This window comes from Cobetia crustatorum (assembly GCF_000591415.1).
GTDB lineage: Bacteria > Pseudomonadota > Gammaproteobacteria > Pseudomonadales > Halomonadaceae > Cobetia > Cobetia crustatorum.
The window spans coordinates 1-16165 of the sequence record NZ_JEMF01000057.1 but is presented as its reverse complement, the minus strand read 5'-3'; the positions used below and the strand labels follow the sequence as shown (position 1 = coordinate 16165).

Here is a 16165-nt window from a genome sequence, read left to right as displayed (position 1 = left end):
ATCCCGCTAGGCTCCACCAGAATTCTAGAAAACGGTCATCCTTCGGGGTGGCCGTTTTTTTGTGCTCACGACATCTTCTCTACTGACGAGAACGACGCGACGTGCTGGTCATGAAAAGGCGTGTTGGCAATAGAAAATCCCCTCGCCCAGTCAGCGGAGGGGACGCGTATCTCTATCAATCTTTGCTTTGTCAGTCTTTATTCTGCAGACCGCTGGCTTGACGCGCTTGAAGTGTCAGGCCAGCGTCGCGTTTTCTTCGAGGCGTTCGAACAGGATCAGATGATCGGCCTGAATGCGCAGACTGACTTCCTGCCCCGGCTGATAGTCGTGATGGCTGTTGAAGGCCGCCTCGACCTCACGACCTGACGGCAAGGCCAGGCGATACAGGGTGCTGGTACCCGCGAAGGTCGCGCTGATGACGCACGCCTTGAGATCATTGGTTTCCGCCTCTCCTTCGGCCAGCACCAGGTCATCCGGACGCAGCAGCACGTCCACCGGTGTCCCGGCTTCATACGGATAGGCACGGTTGCCGCGGATCACCCCGAGCTCGGTGGAGACGCTCTCGTTGTCCGCCAGCGTGCCGGGGATGAAATAGCCCTGACCGATGAAGTTGGCGACGAAGCGGGTGGCCGGCTCATGGTAAAGGTTGAATGGCGTATCCCACTGCTGCAGATGTCCGGCATGGATGACGCCGATCTGGTCTGCCATCGCGAAGGCTTCGTTCTGATCATGCGTGACCAATACCGCACTGATGCCGAGGTGCTTGAGGATGCGCCGCACCTCCTGACTCAGCTGGCGGCGTAGCTCGACGTCCAGATTCGAGAACGGTTCATCCAGCAGCAGAATGCGTGGCTCCGGTGCCAAGGCGCGGGCCAGTGCCACACGCTGTTGCTGTCCACCGGACAGCTCATGCGGGAAGCGCTCACCAAGGTGGCCAAGCCCGACCAGCACCAGCAGTTCCGCGACCTTCTCGTGACGTGCTGCCTTGGGCATGCGACGCACCCCGAAAGCCACGTTGTCTGCGACACTCAGGTGAGGAAACAACGCATAGTCCTGGAAGACCATGCCGACCTGACGCTGTTCGGGAGCCGTGAGATGCGTTGCGCTGGAGAGGACTTCCCCCTCGAGGCGTATCTCTCCGATCGCGACCGGCTCGAAACCAGCGATGGCACGTAGCAGTGTGGTCTTGCCACAGCCAGAGGGGCCCAGCAGGCAGGCGATATCACCCTTGTTGAGGGAAAAGCTGATGTCGCGCGTCACCACGGTAGTGTCGTAACGACATTCCAGCGAGTCGATCTGAAGAAGCGGTTGCATGATGGCAAATCAATCCGGACGCTGATGACAGGGGAGGCGCCGCTGGCGCGATGCTGCTGACGAGAAGGTTCGGCCAGCAGCATGTACATGGTCAATACGACGTAACCGCCGGCAGGGATGCAGACGGTTACGTTGGCTCCAGCATTGAAGCGCTGACGCGGGCACGGGATGTCAGTGGATTCCCGTGCAGAAGGCGTCAGTCCTGACGGCCCAGCATCAGGAATTCCAGCAGGGCTTTCTGTGCATGCAGACGGTTGCCCGCTTCCTGCCAGACCACGGCGCGCGGATCATCCAGCAGCCCCATGCTGATCTCTTCACCGCGGTGTGCCGGCAGGCAGTGCAGGAAAATGACGTCATCAGAGGCCTTGTCGAGCATGGCTTCATTGACCTGATACCCGGCGAAGTCAGCTTCACGCTTGAGCTGCTCTTCTTCCTGGCCCATGGAAGCCCACACATCAGTGGTGACCAGGTCCGCGCCTAGCACGGCTTCCTGCGGGTCACGGTGAATGCTGACACGGCCACCCGCGGCGGCAACGATTTCGCTGTCCGGCTCGTAGCCTTCCGGGCAGCAGATGCGCAGGGTGAAGTCGAACTGACGCGCGGCGTTGATCCACGAATGGCACATGTTGTTGCCATCACCGATCCACACGGCGGTCTTGCCCTTGACGGAGCCACGGCACTCGGTCCACGTCATCACGTCGGCCAGCAGCTGGCAGGGATGATAATCGTCGGTCAGTGCATTGATGACCGGCACACTTGAGGCATCAGCGAAGGCTTCGATGTCAGAGTGAGCGAAGGTACGGATCATCACGCCATCCACCATCTCTGATAGCACGCGCGCCGTATCACCGATCGGCTCACCGCGACCCAGCTGGGTATCGCGTGAGGAGAGAAATAGCGCGTGGCCACCAAATTGAGCCATGGCGGTTTCGAAAGACACACGTGTGCGTGTGGAGGACTTCTCGAAGATCATCGCCAGAGTACGATTAGCCATCGGCGTGTACACCGGGCCTTCCTTCTTCAGCCCGTCCTTGATGGTGATCGCGCGCTGGATGAGGTAATCGAGTTCTTCCGGAGAAAGATCAAGCAAAGTCAGAAAGTGCCGGGTGGCCATCGAGCGGGCTCCTGTCAGGGTCTCGGACAGCGGCATCGAAAAAGGCGCCATGCGTCGGTGGAAACCAATAACCGACTCTCACGACGCCCTGATTGGCGCTGCCTGTCAAAAGAGTCATCCTAGCCAGCTGAGCGGGCGCGCGCAACGCTGTATCCCCCATCTTGTCTCCCTTCATGAGGTGTGCAGGTGCATGGGGGGGCAGACAGCGATCTTTGCCTGAGGCAATATCGGGGGCTGAATTCATGGCTCACCCCCAGTAGAATGAGGGAATGACACTCACGGGCATTCGCCCACCGTCCGAGGATTGCACATGAGCACCACCATCGAATCGATCGAGAAGCAGATTGGCGACAACCCTATTCTGCTGTACATGAAAGGCTCTCCGCAGCTGCCGCAGTGCGGTTTCTCTGCCCAGACCGTTCAGGCCGTGATGTCCTGTGGCGAGCGCTTCGCGTTCGTCAACATTCTCGACAACCCGGATATCCGTGCCGAACTGCCGAAGTACGCCAACTGGCCGACCTTCCCGCAGCTGTGGATCAACGGCGAGCTGGTCGGCGGCTGTGACATCGTGGTCGAGATGTACCAGAGCGGCGAGCTGGAACCGCTGATCAAGCAGGCTGCTCAGGCAGCTGCGACCGATAGCGAGTAATCGGCTGCTACTGCCATACGGCTACAAGTTCCAATGGCAGAATCAAAAACGCCCCCATAGCATCGCTGTGGGGGCGTTTTTCTTATCGCTGATTTCATGCTGCTGGTAGCACTGCGTCTGGCATTGGCAGCATCAGGGCGCAGGCGTTTCGCTATCGACGACCGGCTCGTTCATGCCCTGTTCTTTCATCGCCAGATCCCAGCCGCCCAGATCCTTGAAGCGATTGACCATTGAGCAGAACAGCTCAGCAGTGCGCTCTGTGTCATAACGCGCCGAGTGAGCCGCCGCATTGTCAAACTCGATACCTGCCGCGCGACAGGCGCGTGCCAATACTGTCTGGCCATAGACCAGACCCGCCAGTGACGCAGTATCGAAGCAGGAGAATGGGTGGAAGGGATTGCGCTTGATGCCACAGCGCTCCACCGCCGCATTCAAAAAGCCCTGATCGAAGGCGGCATTGTGGCCGACCAGAATCGCACGCGTGCAGCCGTGGGCCTTGATAGCCTTGCGGACGGGACTGAAGATCTCGCCCAGTGCCTGGCTCTCGACCACGGCAACCTGCTTGCGTACCGGGTTGTCCAGATCAATGCCGGTGAAGTCCAATGCTGACTGCTCGACGTTGGCACCTTCGAAGGGCGCCACGTGGAAGGCATAGGTGGCATCCGGCACCATGTTGCCGTGTTCATCCATGGTCAGCGTGACAGCAGCAATCTCGAGCAGTGCATCACCGGCAGCATTGAAACCGCCCGTCTCAAGGTCGATCACTACCGGCAGATAGCCACGGAAGCGCTGTGCCATCTGCGTGCGCTCGCTCGCCTGGGTCATCAAGATCTCCAATCCTGTCATTGCATCTCGTGCTGCGCCGTACATGTTGTCGACGCTCAAAGGGGGCAATTGTAGCAGGGCGTGGGTAGCAGGGCGATGGCGACGGCACCACCAGGCGATGCGACAACAGGCGGCACAGGCGGGCTGATGGAGGATGGCTGTCCAATATCCGCCCGAGTGGGCAGTATCGGTGAGGTGCCAGCCTCGCTATAATCGGCCCCACATCGTGAATCGGGTAGATGGACAGTGGTGGCATTGTGCTGACTGTCTGTCATGACCGGACGATCTCATCCCACCTGCGGTGATCTCTGACGAGGTTGCTACGGGCATTACAAGCATCAACTCAGGAGTCAAGCATGTCCGACGTGAAAAAGGTCGTTCTCGCCTACTCCGGCGGCCTGGACACTTCAGTCATCGTCAAGTGGCTGCAGGAAACCTACAACTGTGAAGTTGTGACCTTTACTGCTGACCTCGGTCAGGGTGAGGAAGTCGAGCCGGCACGCGCCAAGGCGCAAGCGCTAGGTGTGAAAGAAATATACGTCGAGGATCTCCGCGAGGTTTTCGTTCGCGATTATGTCTTCCCGATGTTCCGTGCCAACGCCATCTATGAAGGCGAGTACCTGCTGGGCACCTCCATCGCACGTCCGCTGATTGCGCGTCGTCTGGTCGAGATCGCCAACGAGACTGGCGCCGACGCCATCTCTCACGGCGCGACCGGCAAGGGAAATGACCAGGTACGTTTCGAGCTGGGCGCCTACGCGCTGAAGCCGGGCATCCAGGTCATCGCACCGTGGCGTGAGTGGGACCTCAACTCCCGCGAGAAGTTGATGGAATACTGTGAAGAGCACGGTATCGAAGTCGACTACGCCAAGAACAAGAAGAAGTCTCCGTACTCCATGGACGCGAACCTTCTGCACATCTCCTATGAAGGTGGCGTGCTGGAAGACCCGTGGACCGAGTGCGAAGAAGAGATGTGGCGCTGGAGCGTCAGCCCGGAGCAGGCGCCGAACGAAGCGACCTATATCGACCTGACCTACGTCAAGGGCGATATCTCTGCCATCGACGGCAAGGAAATGGCGGCTCACGAGGTGCTCGAGTACCTCAACAAGGTTGGCGGCGCCAATGGTATCGGTCGTCTCGACATCGTCGAGAACCGTTATGTCGGCATGAAGTCGCGTGGCTGCTACGAAACACCGGGCGGCACCATCATGATGCGTGCTCACCGTGCTATCGAATCCATCACGCTGGATCGCGAAGCCGCGCACCTGAAAGACGAGATGATGCCCAAGTACGCAGAGCTTGTGTACAACGGCTACTGGTGGAGCCCAGAGCGCCGCATGCTGCAGGCTGCCATCGATGAGTCCCAGAAAGTCGTCAACGGCGTTGTGCGTCTCAAGCTCTACAAGGGCAACGTGATCGTCGTCGGCCGTCAGTCCGAAGACTCGCTGTTCGATGCGTCCATCGCGACCTTCGAAGACGACGCCGGTGCCTACGATCAGAAAGATGCTGCTGGCTTTATCAAGCTGAACTCTCTGCGTCTGCGTATCGCAGCCAGCAAGGGCCGTGGTATCGAGTAATGCTCGCTAGATGAGCAAGGTGAGAATTCGCCTGCCCATCTGACCCGATGACATTCTCTGTCGGGTCATCATGACGCCGGCCCCTGTCGTAGCCATCTGGCTGCCACCGGGGCCGGCGTTGTGCCATCTGCAGCATGGTGCAGGCCGCCATCGGACATGCTCCATTATGCGGCATATCAGGAGTGCCGGTCTCGGATGACACGCAGCTTAGCGCTTGGTGGGAAGGTCGCATTTTCACCATCATGACCACGTGGCATGCTGATGTATCAGCAACATGCTCTTTTTATTTTCACTTTCTGCAAGGTGATAGCCGGTAACACTAGGTTCTGTCTGCAGCGTTGCCGAATCACAGGTACATCTCAGACATTGGCCAGGAGCCGGACGCCGAAGGAATATTCATCATGTTGGGAATGCTCAAGAAGTTGTTTTCCGCAGGCGAACCTGCGCCCGTCAAGGAACCGGAAGCCACCGAATATAATGGCTACCTGATTGTCCCAATACCGCAAAAGCATGACGGGCAATATCGGGTATCTGGCCTGATTCGCAAGCCGTTACTAGTGAATGGCGGTGAGGAGAGCAATCAGTCTGATGGCAGCGATGTTGCGCAGGGCGGCGGTGAGATGCTGGAGCATCGTTTTGAGCGCTCCGATACCGTACCGTCAGAAGAAGGCGCGGTAGAGCTCACCCTGCTCAAGGCACGGCGGACCATCGACGACCTGGGTGATAGCATTTTTACGCGCTAAATCGCCAATCTCGCGCACGTTATCCGCGCGGGGTATGTATCAATATGCGATATCGGCGTGCCGCGATTCACTGGCGCCATGCTATCAGGAGCACAATATGATCACGGTCCACCATCTGGAAAACTCGCGTTCACAGCGCATTCTGTGGTTACTGGAAGAGCTGAATCTCGAATATCGGCTGGAGGTTTACGCGCGTGATGCCAACAGCATGCGTGCGCCCAAGGCATTACGCGAAGTGCACCCATTGGGCAAGTCTCCCGTCATCACCGATACCACGCTGGCGGGGGAGAGTGCCGAGCCGGTCGTCGTGGCCGAGTCCGGTGCCATCATCGAATATCTGGTAGATCTCTACGCCGCACAGGGCGCAGGCAACACAGCGCACCTGCGGCCTGCTGCTGGTACCCAGGCAGAGCGTGATTATCGCTTCTGGCTGCATTTCGCCGAAGGCTCCGCAATGACGCCACTGCTGATGCGACTGGTGTTCTCGCGTCTCGACAAGAAGCCGGTACCGTGGCTGATTCGTCCGATTGCGCGTCTGCTGGCCAAGGGTGTGAACAGCAACTTCATTACGCCAGAGCTGAAGTCACATCAGGCCTACCTGGAGTCCTGCCTTGAAGGGCATCACTGGCTGTGCGGCGAGCATCTCACGGGCGCTGATATCCAGATGAGTTTCCCGGTTCAGGTCATGGCATCACGTCAGGGCCTTGACGGTTATCCGAACACTCAAGCTTGGCTGGCGCGCATTCGTGAGCGCGAGGCCTACCAGCGGGCAGTGGCCAAGGGCGGCGAATTTTCGATGTAACAGCGTTGTCAGTGTCGCTGATCGAGAGCAGCACTGGCAGTCGTTGACAGGGGTCGTTAGCGGATAGTTGATAATAAGCAGTGGTTAATGGGAAGTCGTCAGCAGGAAGCTGACAACAGACAGCAGCTGTCTGAACAGGCCAGTTGTAGCGGAGCTTATTTTTGGAGTAGATGAGCTTAAAGGGATGTTTGACAAGGAGTTCACCGAGGGCGTTGGCAATGACACGCAAGAGTCTGCGCGAGCAATCGCTGGAGGCCACCATCCAACAGATGAAGCGCGACAAGGCACGCCTTGAGCGCCGCTTGTCAGGTCTGGAGGAAAAGCTCTCCGCGACCCTCGACGGTACCGGTCTGCGCCTGTGGCAACTGGATGTGTCTAGTGGCAAGCTCACCATCTTCAACTACCGTTGGGGCCGCATGCTGGGCTACCAGCCCGGCCAGCTGAATGCGCAGTTCGACGTCTGGCGTGATCATCTTCACCCGGGAGACCGCGACGAAGTACTCGCCAATCTGGACGACCATCTCAGCGGCCGCACCGAGGTCTATCAGGTGGTGCATCGCATGTTGGCCCGCGATGGCAGTGTTACCTGGGTGGCAGACCGAGGCCGCGTGGTCGAACGCGACGCTAACGGCAATGCCCTCCGCCTGCTGGGTACGCATGTCGATATCAGCCATGAGAAGGACTACGAGTCGCGTCTCAACGCGCTGGCCAGCACCGATGCCTGACGGGGCTTGCCAATCGCCAAGCCATCAATGGCTGGCGCAAACGGCCGCTGGCCGATGATAGCGTGCTGTTGTTCATCGATCTGGACGGCTTCAAGCAGGTCAATGATCAGCTCGGCCACCGCGCGGGTGATGAAGTGCTGGTACTGCTGGCGCATGGGCTGAACGATGAGCTTCACCAGCTGGGTATTCACCATCATCTTTCGGCCCGTTATGGCGGTGATGAATTCCTGTTTCAGCTGCCGCGCATGACCCCGGAGCGGGTTGAGATGATCACGCGTCGCTGGCTGAAGCGTTTCGAGCGACCTCTTGAAATCAATGGTGGGCTGGTGTGTATCGGCCTGAGTATTGGCGCCTGTTTCGGGCGCGATGCCGACGGCAGTTTCAATACCGCCCTAGAGCATGCCGATCAGGCCATGTATTACATCAAGCGCAATGGCAAGCATGGGGTCAACTTCCATCGTCCTGGCGCGTCAGCGCTGTCAGAGGAAGTGGTCAATGAGCGCGTGGTGCATACGGTGCCATTGTCCCGTGATGCAGAAGTGGCATTACAGGAGCTCGAGCGGACATCTTCACGAGGGACTGAGCCGAAACTTGTCTCGGCGCTGACACCCACAGGTCTGAAGATTGATACTGTCAGCAAGTGACTGTCGCGAGTGATATGAACTCCATGAAAAGACCCTCGAGCGTCAGGCGCCGAGGGTCTTTTCATGTCGCATGCACCACACTCTATATTGATGTCATCCATCGCTGCGTCATATCGACATTCATGGTGACAAGAAGTGATCAGCGGTTGTCACCCCCGTTTGTCACCACCGTTTGTCATCCGAATCTGGCATGGTGGTTACCAATCGATTTCTTGAATGACAATTTTCATCAGTCGGGGCACCAAGCCTCAAGGAGACAGGGATGTTCAGCTCTGATGGTATGCGACAGTTCACCAACCAGCCGCGCCAGATCGTCGGGGAGGCGCTGGCAGGTCATGCACGGCTTTGTCATCCGGATGGCAGTGGTGTACGGCTATCTGATCCCGCCAGTGGCATGCGACTGATCATCCGTGATGACTGGCGGCGTGAACATGTCGCGCTGATTTCGGGTGGTGGCTCTGGCCACGAACCTGCGCATGCAGGATTCGTGGGTACGGGCATGCTGACGGCAGCTGTCTGTGGTGAGCTGTTCGCCTCACCGACGGTAGACGCCGTGCTGACAGCGCTCAGAGAGGTCACGGGCGAGGCGGGCGCGCTGTTGATCGTCAAGAATTATACTGGGGATCGCCTCAACTTCGGGCTGGCAGCGGAACGGGCGCGCCAGGAAGGGCTCAAGGTCGAGATGGTCATCGTCGCGGATGACGTGGCGCTGCCTGACAATCCGCAACCGCGCGGGCTGGCCGGGACACTGCTGGTGCACAAGATTGCCGGTGCGCTGGCGGCCCGCGGTGCCAGCCTCACGGAAGTGGCGGCCGTGGCGCGTCGTGTCGCCGACAGCTGCTCGACACTGGGCATGGCATTCACCGTCGGGCGTCATCCCGGTAAGGCACGTGAACAGCGCGCGCCAGAACTGGGCCTGGGCATTCATGGTGAGCCGGGTGCCAGAATGCTCGACATGAGCACCATCCCTGCCGGCGGCGAGGCGCACAGCATGATGGATATGGTCGTGACGGCGCTGCTGGATGGTCATGCCCGCAAGGAAGCCGCCGGCACGCTTCCCGCCAATGGTCATCTGCTGATGATCAATGATCTCGGTGGCTGTTCAGCCCTTGAACGTGGCGTATTGCTGTCGGAGGCACTGGCACATCCTTCGTTGCAGGCGCTGGGCATTCACGCCGTGGTGGGGCCGCAGCCACTGATGACATCGCTGGACATGCAAGGCTTCTCGCTGACGCTGTTGCCGCTTGATGAGTCGCTGGAATCGGCGCTGGTTGCCGAGTGTGGGCCAGTCGCCTGGCCGGGCGTGCAGCGCGTCAAGCCCTTGAGCTATCTGAATCTCGAGCATGTTGAGTCTCGGCCTTCTGCACCGGTTTCTGTGCAGCCTGCAACACAGGCCCACTCGGACCCCAAGGCTGATGATGACAATGGTCCGGTGTCTGACGGTCAGCGTGCAGATGCAGTGTTGCCGGGGGATGCGCAGGTCGAGCAGAAGCTGAATGCCGTGCTGGAAACACTACTGGCCAGCGAAGACGCGCTGGATAGGCTTGATGCCATCAGCGGTGACGGCGATACCGGCAGTACCTTCGCCAGTGGTGCCAACGCGGTGCTTGAATCGATGGAATGCTGCGAACTTGCCTGTGGTGATGCTGGTCAGTTGATGAACTGTATCGGACAGCAGCTGGCGCGTGGCATGGGCGGTTCCAGTGGTGTGCTGCTGTCGATCCTGTTTACTGCAGCGGCTACGCGCTGGCGTGAGCAGGGCGATGGCCATCCGGTCAAGCAGCGCTGGCACGCGGCGCTGACGCACGGCGTGGCACGCATGCAGCATTACGGAGGGGCCGCACGCGGTGATCGTACCCTGCTGGATGCCTTGCTACCGGCGTTGGATGTCCTCGATACCGCATCAGGCTGTGTTGACTGGGCCGCCATGGCACAGGCCGCCAGGCAGGGCGCGGATGCCACTGCCGAGATGACGACAGGGCGCGCAGGGCGCTCCGCTTACGTACCGGCAGAGCACTTGGCTGGCCATAATGACCCGGGTGCAGAGGCGGTTGCGCGTGTCTTCGAGGCGCTGGCGGATGTCGCCGAAGAACCCGCGTGCTGAGCACTGCCTGACAAGATTATCCGCGCGTGAGAGGGGCTAGCTTGCCGTCTTGCGCGTTGGCAGGCGAATCAGACGTGTCGCGATGGCGGTACCCAGCAGCGTGATGCCCATGCCGGTGAGGATACGGGCGTCGATCACTTCACCCAGCAGCACATTGCCCCACAGCAAGGCGCTGACCGGCACCAGGAAGGTGACAGAGGTGGTCGCGGTGGCACCGGCGCTGGCCAGCAGGCGGAAGAAGATCAGGAAGGCGAGGCTGGTACTGAGTACGGCCAGCGCAATCGCACTGCCCCAGGCTTCCAGGCTGACGCTGGTGGTTGGCCACAGCCATAGGCCGGGAATCAGCAACACCAGTGATGACATCGTGGAGCTGCCTGCCGCCAGGACTGGTGCGGGCAGATGGCTCAAGCGCTGCCGTGAGAAATTGGAGGCGAAGCCGTAGCAGAAGGTCGCGCCCAATGCCGCCAGGATGAACCAGCCATCGCCGCCGAGCTGGAAATCAAGGCGATCACTCGACAACACATAGACACCGCCGAAGGCCAGCGCCAGCCCCAGATATTGTTGCTTCTGGATGGGCGTGGCGAAGAAAGCCATGCCCAGCAGTGCGGTGAACAGCGGCGTGGTCGCGTTGATCAGCGAGGTGAAGCCGGCCTCCAGCTGGGTGGTGGCCAGTGCCAACAGGCAGAAGGGCAGTGCCTGACTGGTCAGGCCCAGTATCGCAAGCGAGCCCTTGTGCTCCCACAGCATCTTCAGGCGGCCCGCGCCCAGCAGCAGCGGGGCCAGCACCAGCGCGCCGATGCCCATGCGCAGCAGAATCAATGTGGTCGGGCCGAATTCCGGCGCGGCCACGCGCATGAAGATGAAAGACATGCCCCACAGGGTGGAAAGCAGAACAAGACGCAGGGCATCGCTGGGGGACATGGTGATCTCGACTAAGCAACGAAAGACGGGCTATCAGGCTAATCGCTCTCGCCCATGGCGTGAAGCACGATCTTGTGCCTTCTCGTCGTCTTCTCTCAATTGATGCTCCTACAGTCTTGCTCATGTGCGGTTCAGCCTGGAATCGCACCCCGCTGAATCGCGGCGATATCGCGTGCGGCCTGTTCCAGTGCGGGCAGATACTTGAGCAGGTCTTCACGCGACTGGCGCATCACGGGCGCTTGAATCGCCACGCCGATATTGGAAGGTCCATCCGGATTGGGTGCCAATACCGCAATGCACACCAACCCCGGCAGAAATTCCTCATCATCCAGTGCGTAGCCTTGCCGGCGGACCTGCTCGATCTCGGCCTCGACGGAGTCGATGTCGGTCAGGGTATTGCGCGTCATCGCGTTCAGCGGCGTGCCCTTGAGCAGGCGGCGACGTTGGGCAGGCGGCATCTGGGCCAGAAACAGCTTGCCGCTGGCGGAGCAGTGCACCGGCACCCGTGAACCGGGATGCAGATAGAAGCGCAGCGGCGCCTGGGTCTCGACGCGATCCAGATACAGCACTTCGCTGCCCGACAGCGCGGTGATGTTGCAGCTTTCCCCCACCTCTTCCATCAGCCGGCTGAGCACGCCGTGGCGCGCGCCCTGCACGGTATCGTTGAGCAGCAGATTCTCTGCCAGACGGCGCAGTCGCCCCCCCTTGCTGTAATGCCGATTGTCGGCCTCACGCTGCAACATGCCGGAGGTTTCCAGCTGCTGCAGCATGCGATGCATGGTCGGCTTGGGCAGGCCAGTTTCTTCGACCAACCCCTGCAGCGTGAAGAACTGGTCTTTCGCAGCGATGACTTCCAATAGCGCGAGCAGGCGCTGCGCCGGCGTATCGCCTTCTATTTTGCTGACGTCCTTGCTGCTCTCTTTACTGACATCCTGCGGGCCGTTGTCTTGGGCGCGGCTGTCTAGCGCACTGGCGTGAAGGCGGATGTCCTGGTCTGTGACGTTGTTCATGCAGCATTTCTCCATTGCGTAGCCCTGGGGCGGCAGTGCTTGGCTTAACAGTACGCTATCAAAAGCACAAAGTTTCTAAAAAAGAGGTGAATTCTATCATTTTTTGAAATCAGGCTTGACGGCCTGTCTCATGACGGCTAATTTTGGTCACATGTTTCGGTAATCGGAACTAAATGTACCAATAAATCAAAATAACTCGATAGTCGGAGACGCCATGAGCACTCAAGACAGCGCAGACAACCGCAAGGTCGTGCAGGGCATGCAGAAAATGACCCCATCGGAAGCCTTCGTGGAAACCATGGTCGCCAATGGCGTCACCGACATGTTCGGCATCATGGGCTCCGCCTTCATGGACGCGATGGACATCTTCGCGCCAGCCGGCATTCGCCTCGTACCTGTCGTTCACGAGCAGGGCGCTGCTCATATGGCAGACGGCTATGCTCGCGTCTCCGGTCGTCACGGCATGGTCATCGGCCAGAATGGTCCGGGTATCTCCAACTGCGTGACCGGCATCGCCGCGGCCTTCTGGGCACACAGCCCTGTCGTCATCATCACGCCAGAAGCCGGCACTACCGGCATCGGCCTGGGCGGCTTCCAGGAATGCAAGCAGCTGCCGATGTTCCAGGAATTCACCAAGTATCAGGGCCACGTGACGCATCCGTCACGCATGGCGGAATACACCGGTCGTTGCTTTGACCGCGCCATGTCTGAAATGGGGCCGACCCAGCTCAACATTCCGCGCGATTACTTCTACGGTGAGATCGAATGCGAAATTCCGCTGCCGGCCCGTGTGGATCGTGGCCCCGGTGGCAGCAAGAGCCTCGACGCAGCCGCTGAGCTGATCGCCAACGCCAAGTTCCCGGTCATCGTCTCCGGTGGCGGTGTGGTGATGGCAGACGGCGTTGAGCAGTGCAAGGCACTGGCAGAGCGTCTCGGCGCGCCAGTCGTCAACAGCTACCAGCACAATGATTCCTTCCCGGCCAGCCACCCGCTGTGGTGTGGTCCGCTCGGCTATCAGGCTCCAAGGCGGGCATGAAGCTGATCGCGCAGGCCGATGTCGTCATCGCGCTGGGCACGCGCCTCGGGCCGTTCGGTACCCTGCCGCAGCACGGCATGGACTACTGGCCGAAGGACGCCAAGATCATTCAGATTGATGCCGACCACAAGATGCTGGGGCTGGTGAAGAAGATCTCCGTCGGTATCTGTGGCGATGCCAGCGAAGCCGCTGTCGCCCTGACTGAACGCCTGACCGGCCGCACGCTGGTATGTGACGCCTCCAAGGATGCGCGCCTGACCCAGATTCGTGACGAGAAGGCCGCCTGGGAAGCCGAGCTTGACGAGTGGACCCACGAGAAGGACGCCTTCAGCCTCGACGCCATCGACGAGGCCAAGGACGAGAAGCCGTTCTCCGGCGGCGAATACCTGCACCCGCGTCAGGTCCTGCGCGAGCTGGAAAAGGCGATGCCGGAAGATGTCATGGTCTCCACCGACATCGGCAACATCAATTCCGTGGCCCACAGCTACCTGCGCTTCGACAAGCCGCGCAGCTTCTTCGCCCCGATGAGCTTCGGCAACTGCGGCTACGCCCTGCCGACCATCATGGGTGCCAAGACCGCCGCGCCGGAACGTCCGGCCATCGCCTACGCCGGTGACGGCGCCTGGGGCATGAGCCTGATGGAAATCATGACCGCCGTGCGTCACGACATTCCGGTCACCGCCGTCGTCTTCCACAACCGTCAGTGGGGCGCCGAGAAGAAGAACCAGGTCGAGTTCTACAACCGTCGCTTCGTCGCCGGTGAGCTGGACAACCAGAGCTTCGCCGAGATCGCGCGCTCCATGGGCGCTGAAGGCATCACCGTTGACTGTCTGGAAGACGTGGGCCCGGCGCTCAAGAAGGCCATCGACATGCAGATGAACGAAGGCAAGACCTGCGTCATCGAGGTGATGTGTACCCGCGAACTGGGCGACCCGTTCCGCCGTGACGCCCTCAAGAAGCCGGTGCGCATGCTCGAGAAATATCAGGATTACGTGTAACGCCCATCGCTGGGCCGCTGTTGAAAGACAAGCGATAGAGCGGGTATAGAGCGCTACGCGCAAGCAAGACTGAAAGTCTCTCCCTTGCCCCGGTCATTCTCGATGTCCGGGGCTTTTTCCGTGTGTCGGCGACTCATCAGGGTCGCCAGGAGATCTCCATGAAGGCACTCAACAATATTCTGGCGCGGGCCAAGGCTGACCCGCGACGTATCGTGCTTTGCGAAGGGCAGGATGTGCGTGTGTTGCAGGCCGCCGTGATGGCCGCTGAGCAAGGGCTGGCAAAGGTGATTGTGGTCGGTGATCCGACCGTCATCGCCGCCACTGCGCGTGATGCAGGGCTGAATCAGCAGGCGCTGGCAAGGCTGGAGCTGATTGACCCCGTGACATCCGAGCACACCGCCATGCTTGCCGCGGCGCTTCACGCGCACCGCGCGGCCAAGGGCATGACGGCGGAGCAGGCCGCCGAGAAGATTCGTGATCCGCTGACGTTTGCCAACATGCTGGTGCGCGAAGGGCTGGCGGATGGCTCGGTGGCGGGGGCGGTGAATACCACCGCCGATGTGGTGCGCAGCGCCATCCAGTTACTGGGCCTGGCGCCGGGCAGCAAGCTGGTCTCCAGCTTCTTTTTGATGATGCTGTGCAAGCCGTTCCACAACCTGAAGGGCGGGATGATCTTCTCGGACTGCGGGCTGGTGATCGACCCCGATGCCGAGGAGTTATCGCAGATCGCGCTGGCCGCCGCTGACAGCGCCCAGGCACTGCTCGGAGAAGACCCGCGCGTAGCGATGCTGTCGTTCTCCACCAATGGCAGCGCGCATCACGCCTCGGTGGACAAGGTGGTGCAGGCCGCGCATCGGGTACGCGAGCAGCGCCCGGATATCGCCATCGATGAAGACGTGCAGCTCGACGCCGCCATCGTGGCGGAAATCGCCGAACGCAAGCTGCCCACCTCGCGCGTCAAAGGCACCTCCAACGTGCTGGTGTTCCCCAATCTGGAAGCCGGCAATATCGGCTACAAGCTCGCCGAACGAATCGGCGGCGCAGAAGCCATCGGCCCGCTGCTCCAGGGCCTCGCCAAACCCGCCAACGACCTCTCGCGCGGCTGCTCCACCGCCGACATCCTCAATGTCATTGCCGTCACTGTCGTCCAGGCACAGCAGCGCATCTTGTAAGCTGATTTTGATAATTCTTTTTTATGGTTTTTAGATAAATTAATGTCTAGGCAGGCGTATGCCTGCCTTATAAAAGACAATTATCAGCATAGTTATGCCCTTTTATCTGGACAGATTAGTTATTTTTTATCTAATATTGGGGTGTAAAATTAGATACTGAAAATAATATGCATGCTAAATATTAGTATGTTCTTTTTCTATGCTGACTAGTATTAGTTTAAGGGGACTGAATTGTATATTTCTTCATTAAAAATAGTTAATTATCGGAATTTTAATAGTTCAAGCTTTACCTTCCATAAGGGGGTTAATACTATTATTGGCGAGAATGGAGGTGGTAAAACCAATTTATTTCGAGCTATTAGGTTGTTATTAGACGATAACCTCATTCGAGCAGCTCATAAACTCAATGACACAGACTTTTATCGTGGATTAGGGGACTGGAGAGGTCATTGGATTATCATTAGTGCGGAATTTAGTGAGTTGTCCAATGATGAGCCTATTCAGGCTCTATTTAATCACTCTGCGGAAGTC

The 16165-nt window shown here is 59.4% G+C and carries 15 protein-coding genes and 1 pseudogene; 11 read left to right on the top strand and 5 right to left on the bottom strand.

Features of this window, described 5'->3' with window-relative positions; all coding sequences use genetic code 11:
- Positions 1–234 precede the first annotated feature (234 nt).
- Together BF12_RS0112425 and argF are read right to left on the bottom strand one after the other, a co-directional pair.
- Positions 235–1314, bottom strand: a complete 1080-nt coding sequence (locus BF12_RS0112425; RefSeq protein ID WP_051510979.1) for an ABC transporter ATP-binding protein — start codon at positions 1312–1314, stop codon at positions 235–237.
- Positions 1315–1510: 196 nt separating this feature from the next.
- Complete coding sequence (gene argF, locus BF12_RS0112420; RefSeq protein WP_024952554.1) at positions 1511–2428, bottom strand: ornithine carbamoyltransferase; 918 nt, start codon at positions 2426–2428, stop codon at positions 1511–1513.
- A 310-nt stretch (positions 2429–2738) separates the two neighbouring features.
- Here argF and grxD point away from each other — a divergent pair, with 310 nt between their 5' ends.
- Entirely contained in the window at positions 2739–3077 is a 339-nt protein-coding gene (grxD, locus tag BF12_RS0112415; protein ID WP_024952553.1) for a Grx4 family monothiol glutaredoxin, read from the top strand.
- Positions 3078–3209: 132 nt separating this feature from the next.
- Here grxD and rnt read toward each other — a convergent pair whose 3' ends face one another.
- Positions 3210–3923, bottom strand: a complete 714-nt coding sequence (rnt, locus tag BF12_RS0112410; protein WP_422615164.1) for a ribonuclease T — start codon at positions 3921–3923, stop codon at positions 3210–3212.
- Between the two features lie 296 nt (positions 3924–4219).
- Between rnt and BF12_RS0112405 the strand changes: the two genes are divergently transcribed.
- The 6 genes from BF12_RS0112405 to BF12_RS0112385 all read left to right on the top strand — a co-directional run bounded on the left by BF12_RS0112405 (position 4220) and on the right by BF12_RS0112385 (position 10497).
- A complete protein-coding gene (locus BF12_RS0112405; protein WP_282705498.1) occupies positions 4220–5479 on the top strand; it encodes an argininosuccinate synthase in 1260 nt (419 codons plus the stop codon).
- Between the two features lie 401 nt (positions 5480–5880).
- The gene (locus BF12_RS0112400) at positions 5881–6222 is read left to right on the top strand and encodes an HlyU family transcriptional regulator (protein WP_051510978.1); all 342 of its coding nucleotides are present in this window, start codon (positions 5881–5883) and stop codon (positions 6220–6222) included.
- Positions 6223–6319: 97 nt separating this feature from the next.
- On the top strand, positions 6320–7024 hold the full coding sequence (locus tag BF12_RS0112395; RefSeq protein WP_024952549.1) for a glutathione S-transferase: 705 nt from the start codon (positions 6320–6322) through the stop codon (positions 7022–7024).
- A 218-nt stretch (positions 7025–7242) separates the two neighbouring features.
- Positions 7243–7749, top strand: a complete 507-nt coding sequence (locus tag BF12_RS22470; protein ID WP_211242451.1) for a PAS domain-containing protein — start codon at positions 7243–7245, stop codon at positions 7747–7749.
- Complete coding sequence (locus BF12_RS22465) at positions 7746–8393, top strand: GGDEF domain-containing protein (RefSeq protein WP_211242452.1); 648 nt, start codon at positions 7746–7748, stop codon at positions 8391–8393. Before BF12_RS22470 ends, BF12_RS22465 begins: the two co-directional genes overlap by 4 nt.
- Positions 8394–8655: 262 nt before the next feature.
- Entirely contained in the window at positions 8656–10497 is a 1842-nt protein-coding gene (locus BF12_RS0112385; RefSeq protein ID WP_248623700.1) for a dihydroxyacetone kinase subunit DhaK, read from the top strand.
- A gap of 36 nt (positions 10498–10533) precedes the next feature.
- Here the strand turns inward: BF12_RS0112385 and BF12_RS0112380 are convergent, their stop codons facing one another.
- Both BF12_RS0112380 and BF12_RS0112375 read right to left on the bottom strand, forming a co-directional pair.
- The gene (locus BF12_RS0112380; RefSeq protein ID WP_024952547.1) at positions 10534–11418 is read right to left on the bottom strand and encodes a DMT family transporter; all 885 of its coding nucleotides are present in this window, start codon (positions 11416–11418) and stop codon (positions 10534–10536) included.
- A 131-nt stretch (positions 11419–11549) separates the two neighbouring features.
- On the bottom strand, positions 11550–12428 hold the full coding sequence (locus BF12_RS0112375) for an IclR family transcriptional regulator (protein WP_024952546.1): 879 nt from the start codon (positions 12426–12428) through the stop codon (positions 11550–11552).
- 214 nt (positions 12429–12642) lie between these two features.
- Here BF12_RS0112375 and BF12_RS22920 point away from each other — a divergent pair.
- The 4 genes and pseudogenes from BF12_RS22920 to BF12_RS21745 all read left to right on the top strand — a co-directional run.
- Positions 12643–13604 (top strand): annotated as a pseudogene (locus tag BF12_RS22920) (thiamine pyrophosphate-binding protein); the annotation flags it as partial.
- A complete protein-coding gene (locus tag BF12_RS22915) occupies positions 13596–14462 on the top strand; it encodes a thiamine pyrophosphate-dependent enzyme (protein WP_369343281.1) in 867 nt (288 codons plus the stop codon). The pseudogene BF12_RS22920 and the gene BF12_RS22915, both read left to right, overlap by 9 nt.
- A 158-nt stretch (positions 14463–14620) precedes the next feature.
- Positions 14621–15634 (top strand): phosphate acetyltransferase, encoded by a 1014-nt coding sequence (gene pta, locus BF12_RS0112365; RefSeq protein WP_024952545.1) that lies wholly within the window; start codon positions 14621–14623, stop codon positions 15632–15634.
- A gap of 231 nt (positions 15635–15865) precedes the next feature.
- A partial coding sequence (locus BF12_RS21745) for an ATP-dependent nuclease (RefSeq protein WP_156941176.1) occupies positions 15866–16165 on the top strand: 300 nt, incomplete at its 3' end.